25 protein-coding genes are annotated in these 26,239 nt (G+C 68.2%); 8 read left to right on the forward strand and 17 right to left on the reverse strand.

All coding sequences use genetic code 11. The annotated features are described in order from the left end of the window. Positions 1 to 34 precede the first annotated feature (34 nt). From UK23_RS06760 to UK23_RS06775, 4 genes are all read right to left on the reverse strand, one after another. Positions 35 to 685, reverse strand: coding sequence for a response regulator (locus tag UK23_RS06760; RefSeq protein WP_045310517.1), 651 nt, complete (start codon positions 683 to 685; stop codon positions 35 to 37). Further along, positions 682 to 2,286 (reverse strand): histidine kinase, encoded by a 1,605-nt coding sequence (locus UK23_RS06765; RefSeq protein WP_045310518.1) that lies wholly within the window; start codon positions 2,284 to 2,286, stop codon positions 682 to 684. The genes UK23_RS06760 and UK23_RS06765 overlap by 4 nt, the downstream gene beginning before the upstream one ends. Before the next feature lie 83 nt (positions 2,287 to 2,369). After that, on the reverse strand, positions 2,370 to 3,176 hold the full coding sequence (locus UK23_RS06770; RefSeq protein WP_045310519.1) for an ABC transporter permease: 807 nt from the start codon (positions 3,174 to 3,176) through the stop codon (positions 2,370 to 2,372). Then, positions 3,173 to 4,012 carry an ABC transporter permease gene (locus UK23_RS06775; protein WP_045310520.1) on the reverse strand — a complete coding sequence of 280 codons (840 nt, stop codon included), beginning with the start codon at positions 4,010 to 4,012 and terminating at the stop codon, positions 3,173 to 3,175. Before UK23_RS06775 ends, UK23_RS06770 begins: the two co-directional genes overlap by 4 nt. A 44-nt stretch (positions 4,013 to 4,056) precedes the next feature. Between UK23_RS06775 and UK23_RS06780 the strand changes: the two genes are divergently transcribed. Next, positions 4,057 to 4,596: a TetR/AcrR family transcriptional regulator gene (locus UK23_RS06780; RefSeq protein WP_082114461.1), complete on the forward strand. Its 540-nt coding sequence runs from the start codon at positions 4,057 to 4,059 to the stop codon at positions 4,594 to 4,596. Next, positions 4,571 to 5,683, forward strand: coding sequence for a cytochrome P450 (locus tag UK23_RS06785; protein ID WP_082114459.1), 1,113 nt, complete (start codon positions 4,571 to 4,573; stop codon positions 5,681 to 5,683). Before UK23_RS06780 ends, UK23_RS06785 begins: the two co-directional genes overlap by 26 nt. On the opposite strand, the gene UK23_RS06790 is transcribed toward UK23_RS06785, so the two are convergent. Beyond that, positions 5,670 to 6,800, reverse strand: a complete 1,131-nt coding sequence (locus tag UK23_RS06790; protein ID WP_045310521.1) for a polyamine ABC transporter substrate-binding protein — start codon at positions 6,798 to 6,800, stop codon at positions 5,670 to 5,672. The genes UK23_RS06785 and UK23_RS06790 overlap by 14 nt on opposite strands. Continuing rightward, complete coding sequence (locus UK23_RS06795) at positions 6,793 to 7,932, reverse strand: ABC transporter ATP-binding protein (RefSeq protein WP_045310522.1); 1,140 nt, start codon at positions 7,930 to 7,932, stop codon at positions 6,793 to 6,795. Before UK23_RS06795 ends, UK23_RS06790 begins: the two co-directional genes overlap by 8 nt. Before the next feature lie 155 nt (positions 7,933 to 8,087). Between UK23_RS06795 and UK23_RS06800 the strand changes: the two genes are divergently transcribed. Then, entirely contained in the window at positions 8,088 to 8,348 is a 261-nt protein-coding gene (locus tag UK23_RS06800) for a DUF2631 domain-containing protein (protein ID WP_045310536.1), read from the forward strand. Here UK23_RS06800 and UK23_RS06805 read toward each other — a convergent pair. After that, complete coding sequence (locus UK23_RS06805) at positions 8,345 to 9,244, reverse strand: NADP-dependent oxidoreductase (protein ID WP_045310537.1); 900 nt, start codon at positions 9,242 to 9,244, stop codon at positions 8,345 to 8,347. The genes UK23_RS06800 and UK23_RS06805 overlap by 4 nt on opposite strands. Positions 9,245 to 9,348: 104 nt before the next feature. On the opposite strand from UK23_RS06805, the gene UK23_RS06810 reads away from it, so the two are divergent. After that, positions 9,349 to 9,711 (forward strand): winged helix-turn-helix transcriptional regulator, encoded by a 363-nt coding sequence (locus tag UK23_RS06810; RefSeq protein ID WP_045310538.1) that lies wholly within the window; start codon positions 9,349 to 9,351, stop codon positions 9,709 to 9,711. On the opposite strand, the gene UK23_RS48340 is transcribed toward UK23_RS06810, so the two are convergent. Both UK23_RS48340 and UK23_RS06820 read right to left on the reverse strand, forming a co-directional pair. Further along, entirely contained in the window at positions 9,698 to 11,182 is a 1,485-nt protein-coding gene (locus tag UK23_RS48340) for a serine/threonine-protein kinase (protein WP_052684434.1), read from the reverse strand. The genes UK23_RS06810 and UK23_RS48340 overlap by 14 nt on opposite strands. After that, complete coding sequence (locus tag UK23_RS06820; protein WP_045310523.1) at positions 11,179 to 12,753, reverse strand: serine/threonine-protein kinase; 1,575 nt, start codon at positions 12,751 to 12,753, stop codon at positions 11,179 to 11,181. The genes UK23_RS48340 and UK23_RS06820 overlap by 4 nt, the downstream gene beginning before the upstream one ends. A 130-nt stretch (positions 12,754 to 12,883) precedes the next feature. On the opposite strand from UK23_RS06820, the gene UK23_RS06825 reads away from it, so the two are divergent. Next, positions 12,884 to 14,080 carry a ricin-type beta-trefoil lectin domain protein gene (locus UK23_RS06825; RefSeq protein WP_045310524.1) on the forward strand — a complete coding sequence of 399 codons (1,197 nt, stop codon included), beginning with the start codon at positions 12,884 to 12,886 and terminating at the stop codon, positions 14,078 to 14,080. 42 nt (positions 14,081 to 14,122) lie between these two features. Here the strand turns inward: UK23_RS06825 and UK23_RS06830 are convergent, their stop codons facing one another. Then, on the reverse strand, positions 14,123 to 14,551 hold the full coding sequence (locus UK23_RS06830) for a hypothetical protein (RefSeq protein ID WP_045310525.1): 429 nt from the start codon (positions 14,549 to 14,551) through the stop codon (positions 14,123 to 14,125). A 16-nt stretch (positions 14,552 to 14,567) separates the two neighbouring features. Beyond that, positions 14,568 to 15,197, reverse strand: coding sequence for a hypothetical protein (locus UK23_RS48345; RefSeq protein ID WP_156212889.1), 630 nt, complete (start codon positions 15,195 to 15,197; stop codon positions 14,568 to 14,570). A gap of 89 nt (positions 15,198 to 15,286) precedes the next feature. On the opposite strand from UK23_RS48345, the gene UK23_RS06840 reads away from it, so the two are divergent. Continuing rightward, positions 15,287 to 15,841, forward strand: coding sequence for a hypothetical protein (locus UK23_RS06840; RefSeq protein ID WP_045310526.1), 555 nt, complete (start codon positions 15,287 to 15,289; stop codon positions 15,839 to 15,841). Positions 15,842 to 15,956: 115 nt separating this feature from the next. On the opposite strand, the gene UK23_RS06845 is transcribed toward UK23_RS06840, so the two are convergent. The 3 genes from UK23_RS06845 to rlmN all read right to left on the reverse strand — a co-directional run bounded on the left by UK23_RS06845 (position 15,957) and on the right by rlmN (position 17,804). Continuing rightward, positions 15,957 to 16,385, reverse strand: a complete 429-nt coding sequence (locus tag UK23_RS06845; protein WP_045310527.1) for a type II toxin-antitoxin system VapC family toxin — start codon at positions 16,383 to 16,385, stop codon at positions 15,957 to 15,959. Then, a complete protein-coding gene (locus UK23_RS06850) occupies positions 16,382 to 16,627 on the reverse strand; it encodes a FitA-like ribbon-helix-helix domain-containing protein (protein WP_045310528.1) in 246 nt (81 codons plus the stop codon). Before UK23_RS06850 ends, UK23_RS06845 begins: the two co-directional genes overlap by 4 nt. 70 nt (positions 16,628 to 16,697) lie before the next feature. Further along, on the reverse strand, positions 16,698 to 17,804 hold the full coding sequence (rlmN, locus tag UK23_RS06855; RefSeq protein ID WP_045310529.1) for a 23S rRNA (adenine(2503)-C(2))-methyltransferase RlmN: 1,107 nt from the start codon (positions 17,802 to 17,804) through the stop codon (positions 16,698 to 16,700). Between the two features lie 194 nt (positions 17,805 to 17,998). On the opposite strand from rlmN, the gene UK23_RS06860 reads away from it, so the two are divergent. Then, complete coding sequence (locus tag UK23_RS06860) at positions 17,999 to 18,385, forward strand: PadR family transcriptional regulator (protein ID WP_231114403.1); 387 nt, start codon at positions 17,999 to 18,001, stop codon at positions 18,383 to 18,385. Position 18,386: 1 nt separating this feature from the next. Here UK23_RS06860 and UK23_RS06865 read toward each other — a convergent pair whose 3' ends face one another. The 3 genes from UK23_RS06865 to UK23_RS06875 all read right to left on the reverse strand — a co-directional run bounded on the left by UK23_RS06865 (position 18,387) and on the right by UK23_RS06875 (position 25,283). Further along, the gene (locus UK23_RS06865; RefSeq protein WP_045310531.1) at positions 18,387 to 19,364 is read right to left on the reverse strand and encodes an aldo/keto reductase; all 978 of its coding nucleotides are present in this window, start codon (positions 19,362 to 19,364) and stop codon (positions 18,387 to 18,389) included. Between the two features lie 129 nt (positions 19,365 to 19,493). Next, positions 19,494 to 24,449: a fibronectin type III domain-containing protein gene (locus tag UK23_RS48350; RefSeq protein WP_052684436.1), complete on the reverse strand. Its 4,956-nt coding sequence runs from the start codon at positions 24,447 to 24,449 to the stop codon at positions 19,494 to 19,496. 84 nt (positions 24,450 to 24,533) lie between these two features. Next, positions 24,534 to 25,283: a class I SAM-dependent methyltransferase gene (locus UK23_RS06875; RefSeq protein ID WP_045310532.1), complete on the reverse strand. Its 750-nt coding sequence runs from the start codon at positions 25,281 to 25,283 to the stop codon at positions 24,534 to 24,536. A 94-nt stretch (positions 25,284 to 25,377) separates the two neighbouring features. Between UK23_RS06875 and UK23_RS06880 the strand changes: the two genes are divergently transcribed. Further along, complete coding sequence (locus UK23_RS06880) at positions 25,378 to 26,196, forward strand: VOC family protein (RefSeq protein ID WP_045310533.1); 819 nt, start codon at positions 25,378 to 25,380, stop codon at positions 26,194 to 26,196. The last annotated feature ends 43 nt before the right edge of the window (positions 26,197 to 26,239 follow it).

Below are 26,239 nucleotides of genomic sequence, written 5' to 3' on the forward strand. Positions count from 1 at the left end.
CGTGAATCACCCGCCAACGTTCTGGGTCGCGCCACTAGCTCGCGAGGCCCGCGTCCCGTGCGAGCAGAGCGGCCTGCACCCGGTTCGTCAGCCCCAGCTTCGCCAGCAACCGCGACACGTACGTCTTCACGGTGGCCTCGGACATGTGCAGCTTCGCCCCCACGTCCGCGTTCGACATCCCCTGCCCGAGCAACGCCAGCACCTCGACCTCGCGCTCGGTCAGCCCGGCGACGGCCTTCTGCGCCTCCTGCCGCTTCGGCTGGCCGGACGTGGCCACCATCCCGACCACGCGCGAGGTGACCATCGGCGACAGGTACGCCTCGCCGTTGTGCACCGCGCGGACGGCTCGCAGCAGTTCTTCGGGCGCCGAGTCCTTCAGCAGGAAGCCCGCGGCGCCGTCGGACAGGGCGCGGACGATGTTCTCGTCCTCGCCGAACGTCGTCAGCATCACGACCCGCACGGCAGGCGCGACGGTCCGCAGCTCGCGCGCGCACGCCAGGCCGTCCATCCGCGGCATGCGGATGTCGAGCACCGCCACGTCGACGCGGCGCTCGCGGACGATCTGCACAGCCTCGCGGCCGTCGCCCGCCTCCGCCACCAGCTCGATGTCGTCGGCGGTGCCGAGGATGGCCTTGATGCCGGCGCGCATCAGCGGCTCGTCGTCGGCGATGAGCACCCGGATCATGAACCTGTCCTCTGCACGTGGATCTTCTTCTCGACCAGCTTGCCGTCTCGGAAGCAGAAACGCACCACTCGGGTGCCTTTGGCGAGGTACGACTGCTCGTCCGTGACGTGGTAGACGCAGCGCGCGCCCGGTGGTTCGGGCGAGGCCTGCGACTGGCGTTCGCCGTTGCCGATCAGGGGTTCGTCGCCGGACGGCAGCAGGGCCATCACCTCTGCCTCCGACTGGCCCTCGTGGATCTTGTCGAGGTCCGCCTGCTTCACCACCTTGGTCACCGGTTGCGCGCCGAGGTAGGTGAAGCCGCCGATGATGACGGCCAGCACGAGCGAGGCGCCCGCGATGGATCCGACGCCCGCCCACTTGCGGATCGACCGCGGCGACTCCGCCTCGTCGTGCTCGTCCTCCGGCTCGTCCGGCAGCGCCGTCTCCTCGTACGGCAGCACGGCGGCGATGCGGAAGCCACCCGACGGCAGCGCGCCCACGTGCAGGATGCCGCCCGCCACGCGCACGCGTTCGGTGAGCCCGATCAGCCCGACGCCCGGCTCACGGACCGATGAGTCGTTGCGCGACGGGTTGTTGCGCACTTCCACCACGAGCGCGTCCGGCTCGTACTTCACGGTCACCTGCACCGCCGCTCCCGGCGCGTGCTTGGCGGCGTTGGTCAAGCCCTCTTGTGCGACGCGATACGCCGCGTGCGACACGCGTGAGGGCAACGGATGCGCCTGCCCACCACGCACCAACGACACCAAGACGCCGGCCTTGCGCGCGTCGCCCACCAACGAGTCGATGGACTCCACGGTCCGGGTGGCGGGGTCGTCGTCAGGACCGTCCTCTGCCCGCAGCACGCCGATGATCGCCCGGAGTTCTTCCATACCGGTCAACGCCGCCGAGCGCAGCACGCCGATCGCCTCGCGCTGCTTGTCCCCCAGCGACGGGTCGAGTGCCAGCGCGCCGGCGTGCACGGAGATCAACGACAGCCGGTGGCCGAGGCTGTCGTGCATGTCCTGGGCGATCCGGCTGCGTTCCCGCAGGCGCACCTGCCGGGAGAGCATCCGGTGCTCGATCGCCATCCGCGCCTCGCGGTCCTGCATCGCCTGCACCAGCGCCTCGCGTTGTGCCAGGTAGCGACCCACGAGGAACGGCAGCGCCACGCCCACGCCGAAGATCGTGATCAGGATGAGCATGCCGTAGACGGGCTCGATGTCGACGGGCCGCGCGTCCCAGTCCCACACCAGGATCACGACGACGAACGTGATCGCGGTCGACACCACCGCCTTGACCCACGACTCGATCCGCCGGCCCGCCGTGTAGCTCAGCACGACCATCAGCGCGGGCCCGAGGAACGGAATCGCGGCGCCGCCGATCATGACCGCCGCCGGGAACACGTGCCGCAGCGGCAACAGCACCAGGTAGCAGGCGATGTACCCGGCGAGCAGCCAGCCGGTCGCCTTGTGCTCGCCCCACGGTCCTGGCCACAGGTCCAGCAGGATCGCGGCGAGGATCACGATCGCGTCGCCGAGGACCCGCACCGGGGTCAGCGCCTTGAGCCGGGCCAGGGTGTCGGCGCGCAACGCCTCGGCCCTGGTCCGCACAGCAGTAATCACGCTCTCAAGCTACGAGACGTCCCATGTCCGCGCGGCACGCTGGAGTATCGAATTCACGCGACGAAAGTTGACGCTTTGAGAAGTCAGACCAGCTGAGCCGGCGACCCCGCCTTCCGGGCCCGCCACGACGCGATCACCACACCGGTGACCAGCAGCACCGCGGTCGCCGTCACCATCAACGTCGACAGCGCCACGATCTCCGGCGAGATACCGCGCTTCGAGGCCTGCGCGTAGACGAACACCGGCAGCGTCGTCGACCCGACACCGGTCAGGTACGAGGAGATCACCACGTCGTCGAACGACAGCAGGAACGCGAACGCAGCTCCCGCGACCACCGCAGGTGCCACCAAGGGCAGCGTGACAGTCCGGAAAGCCACGAAGGGCGACGCACCGAGATCCGCTGCCGCCTCCTCCATCCGAACGTCCATTCCGGACACCCGCGACCGCACGACGACGACCACGAAGCTCAGCGAGAACGCCACGTGCGCGAACAACAGCGCGCCGAACCCGAGTGGAATCCCGGCCAGCTTCACGAAGAACCCCAGCATCGCCACGCCCATGACGACCTCGGGCACCACCAGCGGCAGCGACAGCAGCACCGTCCACAGCGCGCGACCGGGGAACGCCCGCCGCAGCCCGAACGCCGCCAGCGTGCCGATCACGGTCGAGATCACCGCGGACGCCAGTGCCAGTCGCAGGGTCAGCTGCAGCGACTCCAGCACGCGCACGTCGTCGAACAGCTCGGCGTACCACCGCGTCGACAGCCCGCTGATCTTGCTGAGCGACCGCGACGAGTTGAACGACGCGAGCCCCAGCCACACGATCGGCGCGTAGAGGAACAGGAACACGAAAGCCACGACTATCCCGAGCGCCCACGGACGACGGTTCACAGCACGTCCTCCCCTCGCCGCCCGCGCAGCAGCAGCACGAGCACCACCAGCACGAGCAGCAGCACGGCCATCGCCGAACCCAGTGGCCAGTTGTTGCCACCTCGGAACTGGTCGTCGATCACCGAACCGAACGTCGACTGGTCGACGCCGCCGAGCAGCTTCGGCGTCACGAAGTCACCCGCCGCGGGAACCAGCACCAGCAACGACCCGGCCAGCACACCCGTGAACACACCGGGCAGCACCACCCGGAAGAACGTGGACATCCGCCCGTGGCCGAGGTCGAACGACGCCTCGACCAGCCGGAAGTCGAACCGCTCGCACGCCACGTACAGCGGCAGCACCATGAACGGCAGGAAGCCGTACGTGAGCCCCAGGACCACCGCGCCGTGCGTGAGCAGGAACCCGCCGTCGCGCCCCAGCCCTACCCACCCGAGCACGGTGTTGACGAGGCCCTCGCCGTCCAGCAGCGCCTTCCAGGCGTAGATCCGCGCGAGATAGCTCGACCAGAACGGGATCAGCACCGCCGCGAGCAGCACCGTGCGATACCGGCCGCCGTACCGCGCGATGAACCACGCCAGCGGGAAACCCAGCAGCAGACAGGCGACCGTCGTCGCCACCGCGTAGACCAGAGTCCGGCCGAAGATCGGCAGGAACGCCGGGTCGAGCGCCCTCAGGTAGGCCTGCGTGGTCCACGGCAGCACCGCGCGGGCGACACCCGTGTCCCGCGTGGCGAAGCTGAACTCGACGACGACCACGAGCGGCGCGATCAGGAAAATCCCCAGCCACAGCCCGGTGGGCGTGAGCAGGGCGTTGGCCTTCAGCCAGCGTCGCAACACGAAAGCAGATCATGCCATCTGAACATTCGTGTACCGTTGTGAACATGAGTGTTCACGTCCTCGAAACAGCCACATCGGTGCTGCTCAGGGACCCGACGGCGTCCCTGGGCGAAGTCGCGAAGGCGGCCGGTGTCGGCAGGACCACACTCCACAAGCGCTTTCCCACTCGATCGGATCTGATCCACGCGCTCGCCACCGAAGCACTCGACCTCGTGGACGCGGCGATCTCCAGCGTCGACACCGGCAGCGACACCGCGATCGAGCAGCTCGTCGCGAAGCTCGTGCCGCTGGGCCCGCGCGTCGAGTTCCTGCTGCGGTTCCCGAACCTGCGTGACGACGAACGGCTGAGCATGCGGCTCACGGTCATGGACCAGCCGGTGATCGACCTGATCTCCCGGCTGCAGGGCACGCGGCTGCGCGCCGACCTGCCCGCGTGGTGGATCGCCCAGACGCTCTACGCCGGCGTCTACAGCGCCTGGGAGGGCATCGCCGCCGGACGGCTGGCACCTCTCGACGCGCCAGGACTCGTGCTCACGACGTTCTACCAGGGGGTAAGTCATGTTGGAGCGGCTGACCGGTCATGAGGACCCGTACCCGGTCTACGAGGCGATCAGGGCGAAGGGGGCGATCTCGGAGGAGGGCGGCCTGTACGTCACGACGTCCTACGCGGTGTGCAACAAGATCCTGCGGGACCGCCGGTTCGGCGTGCGGTTCCTGGACAGCTCGCTGCCCGCGATGACGTCGCTCGGACTGCAGCCGACCTCGTTCCTGGAGGCGGACCCGCCGGACCACACCCGGCTGCGCAGGCTGGCCGCGCCCGCGTTCAGCCCGAAGATGATCGACTCCTACCGGCCGCGCGTGGAGAAGATCGCGGAGTCGTTGCTGGACAACGACTCCATGGATCTCGTCCAGGACTTCGCCACGCCGCTGCCGGTCATGGTGATCAGCGATCTGCTCGGCATTCCCGAGTCCGACACCAGGTCGTTCGCCGAGTTCGGGATGCGCGCCGCGAGCGGCAGCCCGCTCGGCGGGACGTACCAGCGGATCATCGAGCTGTTCGAGCGGCTGATCCACGAACGGCGCCGGCAGCCGGGCGACGACGTGATCAGCTCGCTGGTCGCGGCGGAGGACGAGCGGAAGCTCACCCCGGACGAGCTGATGGGCACGTTGTTGCTGCTGCTCCTGGCCGGGTTCGAGACGACGGTCAACCTGATCGGCAACGGCACGATGGCCTTCCTGGACCACCCCGAGCAGTGGGAGCTGCTGAAGAGCGATCCCGACCTCGCTCCCGCGGCGGTCGAGGAGGTGCTGCGGTGGGCGCCGCCCGTCCACTACACCGGCCGCGTGGCACACGAGGCAGTGCCGGACCTGCACCGGCGGATGCGGCGTGACGACGGGATCTTCCTGATCCTGGCAGCGGCCAACCGTGATCCAGAGGTCTACCCGGACCCGAACCGCTTCGACATCACCCGCGCACAGCAGCCGGAGCACCTGGCGTTCTCCAGCGGCATCCACTACTGCCTCGGCGCGTCGCTCGCCAGGATGGAAGGGGATGTCGTCTTCCGCGCCCTCGCGAGGAAGTGGCCGCGCATCACCCAGACCGCGGCGGCCACGTTCCGCGAGTCGACGACGATCCGGGGCTTCGCGAGCTTCCCGGTCAGCCGGTCTTGACCTTCGTCCAGGCGTCGGCGTACAGCGCTTCCGCCGCACCGCCGAGGTCCTTGGTGAACGGCAGCTTCTCCAGCTGTTCCTCCGGCGGGTAGACCACCGGGTCGTTCAACAGGTCCTTGTCGATCAACGGTTTGGCGGCGGCGTTGGGGCTGCCGTAGCGCACCGCGTTGGACAGCGCCGCTCCCGTGTCCGCGCCGAGGACGTAGTCGATGAACCGGTGCGCGTTCCCGGCGTGCGGCGCGTCCTTCGGGATGACGAGCAGGTCCACGTAGGACAGTCCACCCTCTTCCGGGATGGCGTACCCGATGTCGTCGTTGGCCGCCTTCGCCTGGAACGCGTCACCGGAGTACGCCTGCGCCAGCCGCACCTGACCCGAGGTCAGCGGCTCGATCACGTCGGAGGTGATCTGCCCGAGCTTCTTCTTCAGCGACAGCAGGAAGTTCGCCGCGTCGTCGATCTGCTTCGCGTCCGTGGTGTTCGGGTCGTGGCCGAGCTTGAGCAGGCCGAGTGCCAGGCCGTCGCGGGCCTCGTCGAGGATCGAGCTGCGGCTCTCGGCGTTCGGCAGGTCGTAGGCGTCGAAACCGGTGACGTCGCCGCCGATCTGCGACTTCGAGTAGGCCAGACCCGTTGTGCCCCAAGCCCACGGCACCGAGTACTTGTTGCCGGGGTCGTAGTCGGCCTCGACGAACCGCTGTTCGAGGTTCGCGAGGTTCGGGATGGCGTCGTGGTCGAGCGGTTGCAGCAGGCCTGACCTGAGAAACCGGCGCAGGAAGTTGTCAGAAGGCACCACCAGGTCGTAGCCCGCCTGGCCGGACGCGATCTTGGCTTCCATCTCGTCGTTGGTGGAGAAGTTGTCGTACGTGACTTCGATGCCCGTGACGGTCTGGAAGCCCGGCAACGTCTCCGGCGCGATGTAGTCGGTCCAGTTGTAGAAGTTGAGCTTCGGCTCGTCCCGCAGGTTCACGGCCTTGGCGGCGTTCACGTCGCCGCTGCTGGTCGGTGCCGGGCCGACGGCGCACGCGGCGAGCGCGAAGTACGCCATCGAGCCCAGCATCGCTCGCCGGGTCACCCGCGGGCTGTCGGTGTCCCACAGCCGGGCGATCCGGAGCTCAGCCATCGGTTTTGTCCAGCAGCACGGTGAACTCGGGGTCCCAGGCCATCCGCACCGGCTGCCCCGGAGCACCCGCGTCGTCGATGCGCTGGGCGTTCTGCACGAACGCGACCAGCTCGCCGCCAGGCGTGTCGACCACGAACTGCGTGGAGACGCCCGTGTAGACGACGTCCTGGACCACGCCCTTCAGCACGCACCAGCCCGTCGGCGGCTCGGCGGTCTCGTTGAACAGGTGGACCTTCTCCGGACGCACGGTCGCGGCGACCTTCTGGCCGTGGCTGACCTTGCCGGTGAACTTGGCGCGCAGGTTCGTGGCGCCGGGAGCCGTCAGCGCGGCGAACTCACCGTCCACACCGGACACCTCGGCGTCGAGGATGTTGGACGTGCCGATGAAACCCGCGACGAACCGGGTGGCCGGCCGCTCGTAGACGTCCTCCGGATAACCGACCTGCTCGACCTTGCCCGCGTTCATCACGGCGATGCGGTGCGAGAGGACCAGCGCCTCTTCCTGGTCGTGGGTGACGTAGAGGAACGTCGTGCCGACCTCGCGCTGGATGCGCATGAGCTCGATCTGCAGCTCCTTGCGCAGCTTGGCGTCCAGCGCGCCGAGCGGCTCGTCGAGCAGCAGCAGTCGTGGACCGGCGGCGAGCGCACGGGCGATGGCGACGCGTTGCTGCTGGCCGCCGCTCAGCTGGGAGGGCCTGCGCTTGGCGAACTGGGAGAGCCGCACCAGTTCGAGGTGCTCGCCGACGCGCTTGCGCAGCTCCTCGCCGCGGATCTTCTTGCGCTTGAGGCCGTACGCGACGTTGTCCCACACCGACATGTGGGGGAACAGCGCGTAGGACTGGAAGACGGTGTTGACGTCCCGCCGGTACGGAGGGACGCCCACCATGTCGTTGCCGTCGAGCTCGATGCGGCCCTCGTCGGGGTCGACGAAGCCCGCGATCATGCGCAGGACGGTGGTCTTGCCGCAGCCGGACGGGCCGAGAACCGAGAAGAACTCGCCTTCGTGGACGTTCAGCGAGATGCCGTCGACCGCCACCTGGTCGGAGAAGCGTTTGCGCACCCCGTGCAGACCGATCTCGACGGGGGCGAACGTGTCCGGGGTGGAGGCCTCAGCGGGAGAGAAGCCGGTCAAGTCGAGGCGCCTTCGGAGATCGGACGGGTGTGGCCGCGCTGAGACTAACGGCGCTCGACCTCGCAGGTAAGCCGAGCGCGCGCGACCTCACACATCCGTGCTCATCAACATGTGCGACGATGACCCGGTAATCCGGATGAGCAGTGGAGGAAACCGTGGCTTCGTCCTCGGAACTGGAGAAGCGTCCTGCGGTCGACCCGCACGAGGAGCCGTCGCACGAGTGGGGCTGGCACGGCTCGCTCCCCGGCGCGGTTCGCTGGGGTGGCATCCTCTCCGCAGTCTTCCTCTTCCTGATGCTGGTGTTCCGCAACCACCACGGAAACACCGAGAACATCTACCTGATCGTCACGATCGTGGTCATCGTCGGCGGTCTCGTGTGGGACGCGGCCCGCAAGCGCACGTCCTGGCGCCGCTAGAGCGTTTCGAGCACGATCTTGCCCTGGGTGCGGCCAGTCTCGCCCAGGGCATGTGCTTTTCCGGCGTCCTCCAGCGGGAACGTCGCGTCGACGTGCACCCTGAGCTCGCCGGACTCGACGAGCGCGGTGATCGCCTCCAGCCCGGCGCGGTCGGGCTCGACCAGGATCGGGCTGATCCTGATGTCGTCACGGCGCACGCTGTCCACTCCGGACGGCACGCCGACGAACAGGCCGCCGCTGCGCACCGCTTCCGGTGACGAGCCGCCGACGAGGTCCACGAGCACGTCGATGTCGTTGCCCGCGTAGTCGCCCAGCGTGTAGTCGATCACTTCGTCGGCACCGAGGTCCTTCAGGAACGCGTGCTTGGGCCCGCGCGCGGTACCGATGACGTACGCGCCGTGGGCCTTCGCGATCTGGACCGCGAGGTGTCCGACGCCGCCCGCCGCGGCCGTGATCAGCACCTTCTGCCCCGGCTGCACGTCGGCGGTGTCCTTGAGGATCTGCCACGCGGTGAGCGCGGCCAGCGGGAGAGCGCCCGCCTCGACGTGCGTGAGGCTCTGGGGCTTCTTGGCGAAGTGCCTGCTCGGCGCCGTGACGTACTCGGCGTAGGCGCTCGCGGCGTGCGGGAAGCGTGGCATGCCGTAGACCTCGTCGCCTGGCTTGAGCGTCGTCACACCGAAGCCGACCTCCTCGACGACACCCGAGACGTCCCAGCCGTTGATGAACGGGAAGCTCTGCAGGCCCGCCATGCCGCCACCCGCGCGGGTCTTCCAGTCGACCGGGTTGACGCCCGCCGCGTGGACCCTGACCAGCACCTCCGTCGGCAGTGGCGCGGGCTTGGGGACGTCGGTGAGGGTCAGAGGGCCGTTCAGCTCGTTCTGGATGATCGCTCGCATGTCCACTAGCTTGAGAGACCAGGTCTCTACTGGCAATTAGGCACTATCTTGTGCACTAGGTACCTGGTAGAAACTATGGCGTGATCAGGGACGTTTACCTCAAGATGTGCCCGTGCCGCGACCTGCTGGACATGGTCGCGTCGAAGTGGACGGCGCTGGCCATCGGAGCTCTGGAGGACGGGCCCAAGCGGTTCGGCGAGCTCAAGCGCCGGCTGGACGGCGTCAGCCAGAAGATGCTCACGCAGACGTTGCGCACGCTGGAGCGCGATGGGCTCGTCACGCGCACGGTCTACCCCTCGGTGCCGTTGCGCGTCGAGTACGAACTGACGGCGCTGGGTCGCAGTGTCACCGAGCCGCTGGCCGCGTTGCGGTTGTGGGCGCAACAGAACTACGAGTCCGTCGCCGAGGCGCGGGAGACGTTCGACAGCGCGGAGCCGATGGGACTGGAGCCCGCTACGGCCCGGTGAGGACGTATCCGAGCGGACCGTCGCGGTGCTCGCCCTCGCAGTCGCCGTCGAGGGAGTCGAAGTGCCTGCTGCCGCTGTCCCTGGTGCAGCGGTAGAGCACCCTCGACTCCGCGTCCGCGGGCTGGGTGGTGAAGATCCAGCCGAGCTCGCCGGCGAACTCGTGGCCGTCGCAGTCCCTGTTCACCGCGGTCATGTAGTCACCGGCGGTGCCGATCTTGCACGCGTACAGCTTGCGGGTGCCCGCCTCCTCGCTCTCCGCGATCCAGCCGGCCGGGCCGTCCTTCGCGGTGAACTGGGAGGGTTTGGCGATGATGGGCGACGCGGTGAAGTACCACTTGCCGTCGTTCCACCGGTTCAGCGCGAGCGTCTTGCGCTTCGGCTTCTGCGGAGCGCTCGTCGGCTGAGGCTGCGCCTGGGCTTGAGTCGACTTGGGCGTGCTCGACGGCGTCTGACTGCTGCTCGGCGCGGCTGAACTGCTGCTGGGCGCGCTGCTCGACGTCTCACCGGGCGGGGTCGCCGTGGTCGTGACCTGCTGTGCGGCAGGGGTGACAGGCTCGTCGTTCGGCCGCACGATCAGGAAGGTGACGAGCGCGATCACCACGACGGCAGCGACGGCGGCACCCGCGATCAGACCCGTGCGCTTGGGTTCGGGGAACTCCTCACGCGTCGGTGCCACGAAGGTGGTGACGGGCTCGATGACGACGGTGCGTTCGGACGGCGAACCGAGCTGGGCCCTGGTCTGGGCCGCCGTGAGGCGCTGAGCGGGATTCTGGTGCAGCAGCCCCATGATCACGGTCGCGAGTGGACCGCGGGCTCTGCGCAGGACCGGTTCGTCGTACATGATCGCGTGCATCGTGGCCGCGGTCGTGTCGCGTTGGAACGGTGAGTGGCCCTCGATCGCGTGGAACATGGTGGCGCCCAAGGCCCACAGGTCGCTGGCGGGTGAGGGAGCCTTGCCGGCGAACAACTCCGGCGCCATGTAACCGGGCGAACCCATGATGCCGCCCGTGGCCGTCAGCCCGGGGTCGTCCATGGCCCGCGCGATGCCGAAGTCGGTCAGCTTCACCGTGCCGTCCGGCGCGACCATGATGTTGCTGGGCTTGACGTCCCGGTGCACGATCCCGGCCGCGTGGGCCGCTTCGAGCGCGCTGAGGGTCTGCAGGCCGATGCTCGCGACCTCGTCCTCGGTGAACGTCCTGCGCGCCATGAGGTCCGTGAGCGTCGGCGCCTCGACCAGCTCCATCACGATGTACGTGACGCCGTTGTCGGTGATCACGTCGTGGATGGCTACGACGTTCGGGCTGTTCAGACGGCCTGCGGTGCGCGCCTCGCTGAGGACGCGCTCTGTTTCCGACGTGCGCAGCTCCTTGAGCGCGACCCTGCGTCCGATGACCTGGTCCTCGGCGAGCCAGACCACGCCCATGCCACCACGGCCTAGCTCGCGGATCGTGCGGTACCGGCCGGCGATCACCCGACGACCCAGCCGAACTGCCACTCCTGCTGGTAGCCCTCGCACTTCGAGTCGAGCGAGTCGAAGTGCGTGCCCTTGAAGATGCAGCGGTAGAGGGGAAGCGTCGGCACGTCGCCGGGCTTGTCCTTGAAGACGTGGCCGAGCGGGGTGGCGCTGAGCACGGTCTGGCCCTCGCAGGTCGGCGACACCGAGGTCATGTGGTCCTCGGATCCGTTGATGCGACAGGCGTAGAGCGGCTTCGTGCCCGGTTCCTCCTTGGCGAGGAGCTTGCCGAGGGAGTGCGCCTCCGCCTGAAAACCGGCCGGCGCCGGAACCCTCGACGTGCCGCTGTAGTGGAAGCCGCCCGACTTCAGGTAGCGGGTCAGCACCAGCGTCTCACGCGGCGGTTTCGGTTGCGTTGTCGTCGGCTGCGGCTGGTTCGGCTGACTTTGGGTCGGCTTCGGGCCCTGGCTGGACGACGGCGCTTGGCTGCTGCTGCTCGGGGCCGCGCTGCTGCTGGACGGCGCGCTGGAGGCGGTGCTGCTGGTCTGGCTGGCCGGCTGCTCGCTGGAGCCGGGACCCTGCTGCGCCGAGGCGTTGCCGGGCGTGGTCGGCTTGATCAGGAAGACGGCGGCGAGCGCGATCACCACGACGGCCGCCGTGGCCCCTGCGACGATGCCGATCTTCTTGCGGGACTTGGGTTTCTCGTCGTCCCAGTCGTCGCGCGTCGTCTGCGGCGCGACGAAGGTGGTGACGGGTTCGATGACCACCGTCCGCTCGGACTGCGTGGACGGCCTGACCGTCCTGGTGCGGTCGCTCAGTCGTTCGCGCAACTGGGGTGCGGTGATGCGCTGGGCGTCGTCCTGGCTGAGCAGCGCCATGATCGTGGCGGCGAGCGGTCCCGTGGTGCGCTGAAGGACGGGTTCCTCGTACATGATCGCGTGCATGGTGGCCGCGGTCGTGTCGCGCTGGAACGGTGCGCGACCCTCGATCGCGTGGAACATGGTGGCGCCCAACGCCCACAGGTCGCTCGCCGGTGACGGCTGCTTGCCCGCGAACAGCTCAGGCGCCATGTAGCCCGGCGAACCCATGATGCCGCCGGTCGCCGTCAGCCCGGGGTCGTCCATGGCCCGCGCGATGCCGAAGTCGGCGAGCTTCACGCGTCCGTCCGGCAGCACCATGATGTTGCTGGGCTTGACGTCCCGATGGACGATGCCCGCCGCGTGGGCCGCCTCGAGCGCGCTGAGCGTCTGCAGGCCGATGTCCGCGACCTCGTCCTCGGTGAGGCTCTTGCGGGTCATGACCTCGGAGAGCGTAGGGGCCTCGACGAGCTCCATGACCAGGTAGGTGACGCCGTCCTCGACGATGACGTCGTAGATGCCGACGACGTTCGGGCTGTTCAGACGCCCTGCCGTGCGGGCCTCGCGGAGCACGCGCTCGCTCTCGGTGGTCCGCAGCTCCTTGAGCGCGACCTGGCGGCCGATGACCCGGTCCTCGGCGAGCCAGACGACCCCCATGCCGCCCCGGCCGAGCTCTCTGATCGTCGCGTATCTGCCCGCGACCAGCCTCGTCGGTTCCCCCACGCGCGGCATGGTATCCGCCCTCTCGCGCCGCCCGGTTTCCTGTCCGGTTCTGTCCGCTGACAGCGCGTGGCCGATTCGCTACCGTCTTTATTGGTCTAGACCGCTTCCCTGTTCTTCACCTCCCGAAGGCGGTCCTGTGATGCCTTTAGCTGCCCTGCTCAGCGCATTGGCGCTGCTCACCCCGATGGTCGACGATCTGCCGGCCGAGTTCCGCGAGCCGTCGGCTGTGTCCATCCAGTCCGTGGTCTGCGACGGCGACGGCGTGAGCGGCAAACGCGTCCAGACTGTTTATGTGCGCGGCGACCAGTCCGCCGACCGGTATTCGCAGTCCGTGGGCCAGTTCCAGACGTTCGCCGACCAGATCGACAACACGTTCGTCGAGGCGGCCTCACGCCTGGGCGGCGGCGTCCGGCACGTGCGCTTCGTGACGAACTCGGCCTGCCGTGCGTCCGTGGACAACGTTGTCGTGCCCCAGTCCGCGATGTCCTCCCCCTCCGCCATCGCCGACCAGCTCGCTGCGCGCGGGTACAACCGCACTGATCGCAAGTACTTGTTCTGGCACGACTCCGACGGCTGCGGCGTGGCGTGGGGCGCGCCGGGCGACGACCGTCCAGGTGCCGACAACGGCTACAACTCCGGACCTTCTTATGCCGCAGTGGGTACGGGCTGCTGGACGTGGCAGGCCAGCGGACACGAACTGCTGCACACCTTGGGCGCCGTGCAACGTTCCGCCCCGCACTCCACGGCCTACGGCCACTGCTGGGACGACCAGGACATCATGTGTTACGACGACGGCGGCATCCCTTCGCCACCCGGTGGCCTGGTGAACGTCTGTCCCGGCGCACCCGAGAACCAGATCGACTGCGGCGGCGACGACTACTTCCACACCAACCCGGCCGCGGGTTCTTACCTGGCAACGCATTGGAACGTCGCGCGCAGCCAGTTCCTGGTGTCGTCTTCCAGCGGTGGCGGCTCGATCGTGGGCATCGGCGGGAAGTGCGTTGATGTCAACGGTTCCGGCACCGCGGATGGCACGGTCATCCAGCTGTGGAGTTGCAACGGCACGGACGCCCAGCAGTGGTCGCGTTCCGGGGACACGTTGCGCGCATTGGGAAAGTGTCTTGACGTGGCCGGTTCCGGCACCGCCAACGGAACCGTTGTGCAACTGTGGACCTGCAACGGCACGGGAGCCCAGGTGTGGTCTCGCGTCGGCACCACGTTGCGCAATCCCCAGTCCGGCAAGTGCTTGGACGCGTCCGGCGGCTCCTCCGCCGACGGCACGCGCCTGGTGATCTGGACGTGTTCGGGCGGCGCCAACCAGAACTGGCAGCTCTAGCCGCCCCGGCCCCCGCTCAGGTGTGAGCGGGGGCCGTTCCGTTCAGACGCACACCCAGCAGTAGAGCCGTTCCCCGTTCTTCTCCGCCTCGACTGCCAGGGCCTGAAGCTCGCCCAGGATGCCGGCGAGCACCTCGGCCTCGAACCCGTTCAGCTCCTCGATCCCGGCCCACCGCACCGCGATCTCGTCCAGGTCACCGGCCGCCGCGAGCCCGTCCCGCAGGCCGTCGGTGACCGTGAGGACCAGCACTTCGCCGTCGTGCTCGACCGCCAGATCGTCGCCGCAGCGCGGATCCGCGGAGATCTCGTCGTAGGCGCGGCCGGTGAGCAGCTCCTCCAGCTTCCCCACGACCACGACAGGGTCGACGAACTTGGTCTCGACCGTCCTGAACAGACCCACCGGCCCGCCGTCGATCGTGGCAGCTGCGAGTTCGTCCGACGGCGCGGCGAAGTAGTCGTACATGACACCCATGTGTTGCCAGGCCCCCTCAGGCGTGTACGCGATGTTCGTTGCAGTACACCACGTGCAGCCAGTTCGGGTGCTGATCTTTGGCCGTGACCTCGGCGCAGCAATGCGTGCCGGGAGCCTCGTGCATGTGGCGCGGGCAGTCCTCGACCAGCTGCCGGAACGCCTCCGCACCAGCCTGGAACGCCGACCGGCTCCCGACGACGAACACGGTGCCGCCCACGATCTCGCCGCGAAGCTCCTGCCGGTCCCACCGCGGTTCCTCGCGCTCCCGCGGCATCCCTTGGCACACAACGGTGTGCGGCCGTCCGCCCCGAAGCCTGGCGCGCCCGTCCTTCCACTCCGACAGCCGGAACCCGAGGCTCTGGTGCAGCAGAACCAGATCCAGCGCGGGCCCGTCGGCGGACCTGCACTCGCAGTCGCTCTGCCGCAGCGGCAGGTACACCACCGTGCGCGGCGACCGCATCGCGAACGCCCAAGCCATCGCGATGCCGAGCGCCGACTCCTTGGTCACGCACGCCTCGACGCCCAGGTACCCCTCGTACAACGGCGCATGACGCAACGGCCGAGCCGGCCTCACCACCCGGCACTCGTCCCGCCCCAACCTCACGGTGCTGACGAGCGTGCGCCAGCGTTCCCCCTCATGTCTCATCGCGGGAAACGGTAGAACCGGCGGCCACCACGCCGCACCGCAAATACTCACCCTGCGAAGATCGAACTGCTCCAGTAGCGTCCCCCGCGATGAAACGACCTGGACTCGGCACCGGCTGGATCGTCGGCATCACGATCGCCACGACCCTCCTGCTGGTGGCAGCGGCCACAACGACGTTCCTGCTGATCAACAACCGTGAGGCAGGCGCCTACGGCCAGAAGCCGCTGCCCAGCTGCGAGAACGTCTTCACGAGGGTCAAGGGCCTGCCTCCGCTGACGTCGGAGGAGGGCACCGCCACCGGCAGGAAGTGCCACTTCACCGACGCGGCATCCGGCAAGTCCGCCGTCTTCGAGTCCTCGGTCAGCACCGTCGACGAACAGCGTGCGCAGTTCCAGCGGTACCTCGACGACGGCTACGTGCGCAAAACCGACGACGGCATGAGCAACGGCGACGCGGCCTGGCAGCGCGCCACCGGTGACGACACCTTCTGCTCGTTGGTCGTGCTCGACAGCAACGGCACGTTCAGGATCGACTACCGGGACCCCGGACTGTCCGGTACGCCGAACGTCGAGCCGGAGTGGCTGTGCCACACGAAGGTCCGCCTGTTGTGGCTCGACTTCTTCCTGGTCGCCAGGGGCTCCTGATCAGCCCTCGGCCGCGAGCTGACCGCAGGCCGCCGCGATCTCCTGGCCCCGCGTATCCCGCTTGCTTCCCGGCGGATCCGCGCGCCAGCCCTGGTCGTTGATGTCCCCTGCCGTCTTACAAGTCGTCGGCGCCCCAGGGGTTCAGCAGGGTGATGCCCGTGTCCACGAAGTCCTTCGTGTTGCGGGTGGCCAGGCAGGCCACGAAGCGACGGCAGATCGCAGCGATCTGCGCATCGGCCATGCTGATCGGCGAACCCTGATCCTCACGAGCCGCTGCGATCTCGCCGTAGTACACGGCAGCCACACCGTCGAACGGCAGGATCTGCCCTTGGAATTCCTCGGTCAGGAGTTCCGAGATCTTCACCGCGAGCGTCGTCTTGCGTTGCCCCTCCGGCATTCGCTCAACGCCATACGCGAGCTCGGCAGCCGTAACCGCGGTGACGAAGACTTCATCGGCCGGGTATCGATCGACCCAGCGAACCACCTCGTCGTTCGGAACCCGCCTCATGAGTTCGGAAACAACGTTGGTGTCAAGAACGATCACTCGGGGAACTCCGCTGCTCGCGGCGACTCGGCACGCTGAGGCAGTTCGAACGAGGCGTCATCGACGTCGGCGAAACGCTGCCGAATCCTCGTCCCCATGCCAGGCCCTGAGTCGGACTTGGTCAGCACCGCAGCGAGGATCGCCCGTACTTCGGCTTCCATCGATCGGCCGTGCTCAGCCGCACGAATCCTGAGCTTTGCCTTCAGACTCTCATCGAAGTCGCGGATCGTCAGGACCGCCATGATCCACCTCCGGCGCTGTCATTGCAGTCAATGCTAGCACCGATGGTTGTTATTGGCAGGTAGACCCAGCTCAGCCCTCGGCAGCGAGCTGACCGCAGGCCGCCGCGATCTCCTGCCCACGCGTGTCCCGCACAGTGCACTCGACACCCTGCTCCCGCACCCGCCGCACGAACTCCCGCTCCACCGGCTTCGGCGACGCGTCCCACTTGCTTCCCGGCGTCGGGTTCAGCGGGATCAGGTTCACGTGCACCAGCTGCCCCAGGTACTTGCGCAGCTTCTTGCCCAGCAGGTCCGCACGCCAGCCCTGGTCGTTGATGTCCCGGATCAACGCGTACTCGATGCTGACCCGCCGCCCGGTCTGGTCCGCGTACCCCCGCGCGGCTTCCAGCACCTCGGCGACGTCCCACCGCGTGTTCACCGGCACGAGCGTGTTGCGCAGCTCGTCGTCCGGCGTGTGCAGCGACACCGCGAGCCGGACCTGCAGCTTCTCCTCGGTCAGCTTCTTGATCGCCGGCACCAGACCCACCGTCGACACAGTGACCGTGCGCTGCGAGATGCCCAGACCGTCCGGCGCCGGAGCCGTGATGCGGTGGACAGCCTCGATCACGCGCTTGTAGTTCGCGAGCGGCTCGCCCATGCCCATGAAGACGATGTTGGAGAGCCTGCCCGGCCCGCCCGGCAGCTCGCCGTCGCGCATCGCCGCGGCGCCCAGACGGACCTGGTCCACGATCTCGGCGGTCGACAGGTTGCGCTGCAGGCCGCCCTGGCCGGTCGCGCAGAACGGGCACGCCATGCCGCAGCCCGCCTGCGACGAGATGCACAGCGTCGCGCGGTCCGGGTAGCGCATCAGCACCGACTCGATGAGCGTGCCGTCGTGCGCCCGCAGCAGCGTCTTGGCGGTCGTCCCCTCGTCGGTTGTGACCTTGCGCACGACCGTGAACAACGGCGGCATCAGGTCCGCAACCAGCTTGTCGCGCGTGGCGGCCGGGATGTCGGTCATCTCGGCCGGGTCGACCGTCAGGCGGCTGAAGTAGTGGTTCGACAGCTGCTTGGCGCGGAACGGCTTTTCACCAAGAGCCGCAACGGCTTCGGCACGTTCGGCAGGCGACAGGTCGACGAGGTGGCGCGGCGGCAGGCCGCGCTTGGGCGCGTCGAAGACAAGGGGAAGCGAAGTCATAGCACATCTAGTGTCCCACGAACTTCGCGACCACAAGACCGTTGCATCGCGATAGATTCCGATATATCGTTAGCGACATGATGATGAGACCACACCACAGAGAGCACCACCACAGGCATCGCCACGGTCCCTTCGGGGGCGGTGGCAGGGGCGGCCGCCAGAGGCGCGGCAACGTCCGGGCGGCGGTTCTGTCCTTGCTGGCAGAACGGCCGATGCACGGCTACGAGATCATCCAGGAGATCGCCAGGCGCACCGGCGGCGCGTGGAGCCCGAGCCCCGGCTCGGTCTACCCGACGCTGCAGATGCTCGCCGACGAAGGCCTCATCTCCTCCGAAGAAGAAGGAGGCAAGAAGCTGTTCACGGTCACCGAGCACGGCAGGACGGAGCACACGGCCCCGCCCTGGCGCGACATCGACATCCAGCTCGACCCGGTCGACGGCGAGCTGCGGACCGCGGTCCGGCTGCTCGGCAGCGCGATGGAGCAGATCTCCCACGCGGGCACGCCCGAGCAGAAGGCACGCACGGTCGAGCTCTACAACGAGTTGCGGCGCAGGCTCTACGCCATCCTCGCCGAGGAGTGACCTACCACCGGTCGTGCACGTGCGGCCGGATCAGCTCGTCGTAAACGGCAGCGACTGCCTTCTCGTCCACGGGCGGCAAGGAAGCAGCCCCTGAGTTCGCCCGCGCCTGCTCCACGTTGCGGGCACCGGGAATCACCACGGTGACACCGGGCTGGTCCACGATCCACCTGAGCGCGAACTGCGCCATCGTGGCCCCTTCCGGCACGAGCGGCCGGAGCCGTTCCACGGCCTCCAGCCCGACCTCGTACGGGACCCCGGAGAACGTCTCGCCGACGTCGAACGCCTCACCGTTGCGGTTGTAGTTGCGGTGGTCGTCCGCACCGAAAGTCGTTGCCGCGGTGTACTTCCCGGACAACAGCCCAGACGCCAGCGGCACCCGCGCGATGATCGCGACACCCGCCTCCTGAGCCGCGGGCAGCACCTCCTCGAGGGGCTTGAGCCGGAACGCGTTCAGGATGATCTGCACGCTGGCCACGTGCGGACGCCTGATCGCCTCCAGCGCCTCCTCGACCTTCTCCACCGACACGCCATAAGCAGCGATCCGTTGCTGCTCGACCATTTCGTCCAGGGTGTCGTACACCTCGTCCCGGCTGTAGACCGGCGTGGGCGGACAGTGCAGCTGCACGAGGTCCAGCGTGTCGACACCCAGATTGCGGCGGCTCCGGTCGTTCCACGCGAGGAAGTTCTCCCGGTTGTACCCCTCCGTGGTCTGCGCCGGCAGCCGCCGCCCCATCTTCGTAGCCACGAAGATGCCGTCGTCCTCGCGCTCCTTCAGGAAGCGGCCGACCAGCGACTCGCTGCGCCCGTCGCCGTACACGTCCGCGGTGTCGAAGAAGTCGACACCCGTGTCGGCGGCGGCGTGCAGCAGTGCGAGCGCCTCGGACTCGTCCACCTCGCCCCAGTCGGCGCCGAGCTGCCAGCAGCCCAGCCCCACGACGCCGACCTGGCGGTTCAACCTGCCTGCGATTCGCTTCTCCACGAATCAGAGCCTAGTCCGCGCAGATGCACAGGTACTTGGCAGGACGCCACGTCTCCGCGCGGCTCGGCGCGGACCTCGTCCAGGTCCGCGCCGAACCACATCCCCGACCGCAGCTTCATGATCACATCGCTAGTAGCCGGCCCGTTCGGACGCCCAGCTGCACAACTTCTGGATGTCGTCGAACCTCTGGTAGCCACCTCGTTCCAGACCTGCGTTGATCTCGAAGGCGTTGTTCTTCGCCCAGTCGCCGGTCCGAATCTTCGACTGCACGGACTCGTAGATGTATGCCGCCACGAACAATCCGAATCCCTGTGGCGGAAGGAACCCGCCTTCTTGCATGGAGTGGATGGCCTCGTGCCGCAGCAGGTCCTGACCGACCGAGTTCACCGCACCTGCGCCGCTTCTCCCGCGCAGGTACATGTTCTCGTAGGCCTCACAGCGGATCCACCTGTTCAGGTCCTCCCTGCTGCCGGGGTAGAAGAAGTAGTCACCGATGGTCGACGGCTGGTTTCCGCCGACCGACCAGCCGAAGCAGATCTTCTGCCGGAAGCTGTCGTCGCACTCCAAGCTCATCGCGACGGGAACCGCGGCAGCGTTCGCACCGTTGCCGCCGTTGAACCCGTACGACGGAGGTGAGCCGTAAGGCAGCCACGGCAACGAGACCTGGCGGGCCACGTCGCTGGGCTCCGAGCTACCGGTCATGTTCCGCGCGATCACCCGGAACTCCCAGACGATGCCGTACGTCGACGGGTCGAACACGGATGAGGTCTGACGCGTGGACTCCCAGGGATACCAGACACCCTGGTGGCTGGCGTTGCGCACCTCCACCGAGTAGCTCACGCCGGGCACCGGGTTCGAGTCCCAGTACAGCGGTATCCGCGAGTTGTAGGCGTAGGCCGGCGCCCTGAGCCCCGTTGGTTTCGCCGGCAACGGCGGCATCGGCTTGACCGTCACCTCGTTCGACGGCGGGCTCTGGCCTGCCTGGTTCGCCGCTGTCACGCGGAACGAGTAGTTGAACCCGTTCAGCAGGTTCTGTGCCACGAAAGAAGTTCCGCTCGCCGGGAACTGGTAGTAGAACCAGTCGTTCTGCCCCTGCGGCTTGAAGTAGACCCAGTAGAACACCGGCCCGGACGGACTCGGGTCCCAGGTGAGCGTCGCCTGGCCGTCGCCCGCGGTCACCCGGAGGTTCGGCGGCGCGGCGGGAAGGGGCAGGAACGGACGCGCACTGACCACATTGGACGGTGCTGACTGGCCGCCGAGATTCGCCGCCGTCACCTTGAACTCGTAGGTGAAGTTGTTCAGCAAACCCGTTGCCACGAACGAGGTTCCGCTCGCCGGGTACTGGAAGTAGTACCAGTCGCGGTGCCCCTGCGGCCGGAAGTACACCCAGTAGTACACCGGGCCGGACGGGCTCGCGTTCCACGACAGCGACACCTTGCCGTTGCCCGCCACCGCACGCAGGTTGGACGGAGCGGCGGGAGGCGGCGGCACCGGTGTGGCGCGCACGACGTTCGACGGGCCGCTTTCCCCCGCCACGTTGCCGGAGATCACGCGGAACTCGTACTGGTGGCCGTTGGCCAGCGGCCTGACCGTCAGAGCCCAGTTCGACACCGGCAGCGGCAACCGCTGGAAACTACCCTGACCAGCGGTGATGTCGCGGTACTCGACCCAGAAGTAGGTCGCCTGGTCGACGGCGTTCCACCCGAGGCCGACCTCGCCGTTGCCCGCGATGGCGGTCAACGACGCCGCGGCGGGCACCGGCGGCAACGGCCGCGCGCTCACCACCGGGGTCGTACGGCTGTCGCCCGCCCAGTTCGTCGCCGCGACCTTGAACTCGTAGGTGTGGCCGTTGGTCAACGGCTCCAGGGTCGCGGCCGGCGAACCGAACGGCACCTCCAGCTTGCGGAAGTTCTCGCCCAGGGAAGCATCGCGGTAGTAGACCCAGTAAAGGACGTCGGGCGTGCTGCTGGCCGTCCACGAGATCACGACGCGACCGTTGCCGGGCGACGCGGTGAGGCCCGACGGTGGCTGCGGCAGCCCGCCGAGCGACTTGATCGAGACCGTGTTCGACGCGGCACCGAGCCCGCCCGCGTTCTCCGCTCGGACGTAGAACTCGTAGACGTGCCCGTTCTGCAGCTGCTCCCACGACAGCAACGTCTTGTCCGTCGGGAACGCCGCCCGCGTGAACCCGGCCTCACCCGCCGTCACATCGCGCCGGTAGACCCAGTAGAAGAGGTTCGGGCCTGCGGAGTCCCAGGCGAGGTCGATGCTTCCGTCACCGGCGGCCGAGCCGCGCAGGTTCGCGGGCGCGCCGGGAACCGCGAACTGCGACTTCGCGCTGACGACATCGGAAGCCGGACCGTCACCCGCGAGGTTGGTCGCGGCGATCCTGAACTCGTAGACGTGCCCGTGGGTCAGCCCACCGGCCGTGAACGAGGCGTCGGAGGCGGGGAACGGCAGCTTGCTGAACTGCTGCCCGGCGGTCGCATCACGTTGGTAGATCCAGTAGTAGACGCTCGGCTGAGCGCTCCACGACAGCTTGATCTCACCAGAGGCCTGCTGCGTCGCGGAAAGCCCCGTCACCTTGGCCGGCAACGGCGGCATCGGCTTCCCGGACACCGGAGCGCTCGCCGCGCCCTCGCCACCGGCGGTGATCGCGGAGACCTTGAACTCGTAGGTGTGCCCGTTGGCGAGCAACCCGGCGGTGAACGAGGTCCCGTCGGTGATCGGGTACTCGAGCTTCGTGAAGTTCGTGTCGCCCGCGGTGACATCCCGCTGGTAGATCCAGTACCAGGCACCGGGAGCGGACGCTGTCCAGTTCAGCGCAACGGTTCCGTCGCCGGGCGTCGCGGTGAGGTTCGTCGGTGCCGCGGGTGCGTCGTAACGGGCGGTCGCCTGGACTTCCGCCGACAACGGCCCGTCGCCGCCGGCGTTGATCGCGCTGACCTTGAACGCGTAGACGTGGTCCTTGAGCAGCAGTCCCGCGGTGAACGTCGTCCCGTCCGTGACGGGGTAGTCGAGCTTGGTGAACGCGGTTTCGCCCGCGGTGACGTCTCGCTGGTGGATCCAGTACCAGTGGTTCTCGCCGGTGGAGCTCCAGGTGAGCTTGACGCCGCCGTCGGACTGGGCCGTCGCCGTGAGGTTCGCGGGTGCGGCAGGCTTGTCCCACCTGGCCGTGACACTCGCGACAGGCGACTTGGCCGACTCCAGGTTGAACCTGTTGACCGAACTGATCGCGAACTCGTACACGTGCCCGTTGGTCAGCAGCCCCGGCTGGGCCGAGGTGCCGTTCGTGACGGGATATTCGAGGCGCTGGAACGCCGCGCCCGCGGTGACGTCGCGCTGGTAGATCCAGTACCAGAGCCCCTCACCCGCGGAGTTCCAGCTCAGCTTCGCACTGCCGTCGCTCTGCGCCACGGCGGTCAGGCCGGTCGGCACCAGCGGCGGCGCGGAGACCGCGGTGGCGGCCACGACGTTCGACGGCGGGCTCTCGCCGCCACCGTTGCGTGCGATGACGCGGAATTCGTAGGCGTGGTTGTGCAGCAGATCCGTGACGGTGTGGGTGGTGTTGGCAGGGCTGGGGAACCAGACGTCGGTGAAGTCGGTGTCGCCGGCCGTCACATCGCGCTTCTGCACCGCGTACAGCACGTTGCTGCCCTGCACCGCGTCCCACGCGAGCGCGACGTCGACGTTGACGCCGGGGGTCGCACGCAGGTTCGTCGGCGCGTTCGGCGGGATGACGTGCGCGGTGCCGGAAACCGTTGCGGAGAAAGCACCTTCGCCCACACCGTTGACCGCGGAGACCTTGAACTCGTAGGTGTGCCCGTCCTTGAGCCCGCCTAGCTGCTGCGACTTGATCGTGACGCTGCTGGGGCCGTGCGAGAAGTGCGTCTGCCCGGCGGTCACATCCCTTTGGTAGAGCCAGAAGCTGAGCCCGTCCGGCGCGTTCCAGGTGACCGTGCCGCCACCGTCGGTGCCCAGCGCCAGGTTGACGTTCGACGGTGCCGCGGGCACACCGGGGCCGGGGATCGGGCGTGGCCAGGTGACGTCGACGAACCGCGGCCGGTAGATCCGGGCGTCCTTGTAGTTGTCCTCGTTCTGCAGGCTGTTGACGTTGTAGGACATGAGCAACGTGCCGGTGGCCGCCTGCTCCTGGTGCAGCTGGGCGTCATAGGCGAACTGCCACGGGTTCAACCCCGGCTCGGGTGCCTTGTGCAGGTAGGTGGGCCCGGCGAACGGACCTGTCGGCGCGGAAGCCGTGTACGCGACGAACCACGGGCTGAAGCCGACGTTGCCGTCGTGTGTGACGACGACGATCTGCCCGTCCTTGCGGATCACCGAGAACCCGGTGCCGCCACCGGAGAACAGCCGCTTCGACCGGGTCTCGTCGCTCCCCCACGCCGTGCCGTCCCAGAACTGCCACGCCGCACCGAGGTTGCCCGACGGCACCCGCGCGACGTGCGCGAACTTGAAACCGTCGGCGTCCTCGGTGCCGTAGACGTAGTCGTAGCCACCGTCGGACAAGATCGCCGAACCCCAGCCGATCTTGTTCTGCAGCGACAGGTCGGTGACGCTCGCGACCGTCAGCGCGGGCAGGCTGAAGGTGACGAGCGTGGTGCCGACCCGCTGGAAGCCGAGCGGCCCCGAACCCGCGTTCTTGTACCGCCCGTACAACGCCTTCACCGCGTTGCCCTGCACCATCGCGGCCCCGATCCAGTGGAACTCGTCCGGGTTGGCGCCGGTCACGAGCGTGGTCGGGTTCTGCGCAGTACCACCGTGCAGGGTCTGCACGAGCTGGTCGCCCTGCTGCACCACCGCGGAGTTGCGGATGAACGGCGCCGTCTTCGGACGGCTGAAGTCGGCGTTGACGGTGCCGAGGAACGTGTCCGAGAAGAACCAGGCGGTCCTGCCGTCCGGGAGCCGCACCGACACCGTGCTGTCACCGCCGGTCCAGTGCCCGCCCTGGTTTCCGTAGGCGGTGAACATCGCATTCAGGTCGGCCGCCGGTGGCACCGCGTACGAGGCCGGCGGGATCAACAGCACACTGACCAACATCAACAAGGACAGCAGGAACCGGCGTCTCATCACGTACCCCCAGTAGTACGTCGCAGCGACGAAGCTGAGGGACTGTACATATGTGATGAGCTCGCACGACAGCGCCCGAACGGTCTATCTGGAGGAGATCAGCCCCGTGGGCTTGCGGCGGACGTGCACCCGATAGCCCACCGGGAAGCTCAGCCCCTCGACGGAAGCGATGGCCCGCTCGGCGACCTGAGCGGAGAACTCGATGCGCAGCACGGCCTCCAGGTCCTCGCGCCGCTCGAAGCGCCACTCCGCCGTGACCCGTTGAAGTGAGAAACCGTTGTCCGCGAAGAACTTCTCGACCGCGGAAGGGTCGTAGCGCGGCTCGTCGGCGCACAGCCACGGCCCGTACGGCGAGGCTGCGCCGTCCAGGTCGATGATCGCCAACGCACCGCCCGGCCGCAGCACCCGGTCGGCCTCGCGCAGTCCCGGTTCGCACCCCGGCCCGAAGAAGTAGGCAGTGCGGGCGTGCACCAGATCAGCGGAGGCGTCGTCGAGCGGCAACCGTTGCGCGGGACCGGAAACCACTCGCACATTGGACAGTGGTGCGACCCGGTTCTTGGCGCGCGCCACGAGCGGCGGGTGCGGTTCGACGCCCACGACCGATCGTGCGGACGAGGCGAAGAGCGGCAGGTGGAAACCGTCGCCGCAACCGACGTCCACGACGTCCAGACCGGCGAACGGACATTCCGACCGCAATGCCGACCAGATCGCGCCACCCACGTCCTGCGCGCGGTTCTCGACCTCGTAGACGTCAGGCCAATGCCAGATGTTCGGGCTCGGCACGACATCTACCGGACGCACCGCGTTCAGCGCCGCCCGCACGAATCCCCTCACGCAGACACTGTAGGGCCTCGATTTGCCGGTGACAGTTCGAATTCGTCCAACTACGGCGTAGCGTGATCGCATCTCTCCCCAGCAGGAGGCGGCAGTGTCGATCGCGCCCAACACACCCCAGCTCGCGCCGTTGCTCGGTGGAAGCCCCTGCTGGGTGGAGAGGACCGTGGACGACCTCAAGGGCTCCATCGAGTTCTACACAGGCCTGTTCGGCTGGCACTACGCCGACGATGCCGGCTACACCGTGGCGATGGTCGACGGCATCCCCGTCGCCGGACTGCCGCAGGGTGAGCCGGAGCCGTGGCGGTTGTACCTGGTCACGCCCCATGCGCGGGCGACCGCGGAGAAGGCCTTCCACCTCGGCGGATCGGTGCTGCGCAACCCCGAGGACGCCGCCGACCACACGCAGAGCACGGTGATCGCCGACCCGACCGGAGCCGTCGTCGGGTTCCGGCACGTGCCACCGGACTGGCGGTTCGGCATGGGCGGGCACGGTTCCTACGCGTGGGCCGAGCTGAACACCCGCGACGGCGCGGCGGCCGACGAGTTCTTCGGTGAGCTGTGCCACTACGACATCACGCAGATCGGCGACGGGCACCGGCTGGACTACGCGACCTGGTCCGTCGAGGGCACCGAGGTCATCGGCCGGCAGAAGATGGGGCGCGAGTTCCCGTACGGGGAGCAGTCGCACTGGATGGTGTACTTCAACGCCGCGCCCGAGATCGGCACCGACTCGGTGGCGTACCGGGTGCTGGAGCTCGGCGGCAGGGTGACCGTCGAGCCCTACGACACCCCGTACGGCCGCATCACCGTCGTCGAGGACCACGCGGGAATGGCGTTCTCGGTGATCGACCAGTCCCGCGTGATCGAGGCCGAGCCGCGCATCGAGGCGGACGACCCGTACGACGACTAGGGCCTGTATCGAAGTCCGGGGTCGATGAGAGTCGCGCCTGAGG

Source organism: Lentzea aerocolonigenes (genome assembly GCF_000955955.1).
Taxonomy (GTDB): Bacteria; Actinomycetota; Actinomycetes; order Mycobacteriales; family Pseudonocardiaceae; genus Lentzea; species Lentzea aerocolonigenes_A.

Coding starts and splice junctions, on each gene's coding strand:
- UK23_RS06760 (WP_045310517.1), bottom strand. CDS start 685: ATGATCCGGGTGCTCATCGCCGACGACGAGCCGCTGATGCGCGCCGGC.
- UK23_RS06780 (WP_082114461.1), top strand. CDS start 4,057: ATGAGTGTTCACGTCCTCGAAACAGCCACATCGGTGCTGCTCAGGGAC.
- UK23_RS06785 (WP_082114459.1), top strand. CDS start 4,571: ATGTTGGAGCGGCTGACCGGTCATGAGGACCCGTACCCGGTCTACGAG.
- UK23_RS06790 (WP_045310521.1), bottom strand. CDS start 6,800: ATGGCTGAGCTCCGGATCGCCCGGCTGTGGGACACCGACAGCCCGCGG.
- UK23_RS06805 (WP_045310537.1), bottom strand. CDS start 9,244: ATGCGAGCGATCATCCAGAACGAGCTGAACGGCCCTCTGACCCTCACC.
- UK23_RS06810 (WP_045310538.1), top strand. CDS start 9,349: ATGTGCCCGTGCCGCGACCTGCTGGACATGGTCGCGTCGAAGTGGACG.
- UK23_RS06820 (WP_045310523.1), bottom strand. CDS start 12,753: ATGCCGCGCGTGGGGGAACCGACGAGGCTGGTCGCGGGCAGATACGCG.
- UK23_RS06825 (WP_045310524.1), top strand. CDS start 12,884: ATGCCTTTAGCTGCCCTGCTCAGCGCATTGGCGCTGCTCACCCCGATG.
- UK23_RS06830 (WP_045310525.1), bottom strand. CDS start 14,551: ATGGGTGTCATGTACGACTACTTCGCCGCGCCGTCGGACGAACTCGCA.
- UK23_RS48345 (WP_156212889.1), bottom strand. CDS start 15,197: ATGAGACATGAGGGGGAACGCTGGCGCACGCTCGTCAGCACCGTGAGG.
- UK23_RS06840 (WP_045310526.1), top strand. CDS start 15,287: ATGAAACGACCTGGACTCGGCACCGGCTGGATCGTCGGCATCACGATC.
- UK23_RS06850 (WP_045310528.1), bottom strand. CDS start 16,627: ATGGCGGTCCTGACGATCCGCGACTTCGATGAGAGTCTGAAGGCAAAG.
- rlmN (WP_045310529.1), bottom strand. CDS start 17,804: ATGACTTCGCTTCCCCTTGTCTTCGACGCGCCCAAGCGCGGCCTGCCG.
- UK23_RS48350 (WP_052684436.1), bottom strand. CDS start 24,449: ATGAGACGCCGGTTCCTGCTGTCCTTGTTGATGTTGGTCAGTGTGCTG.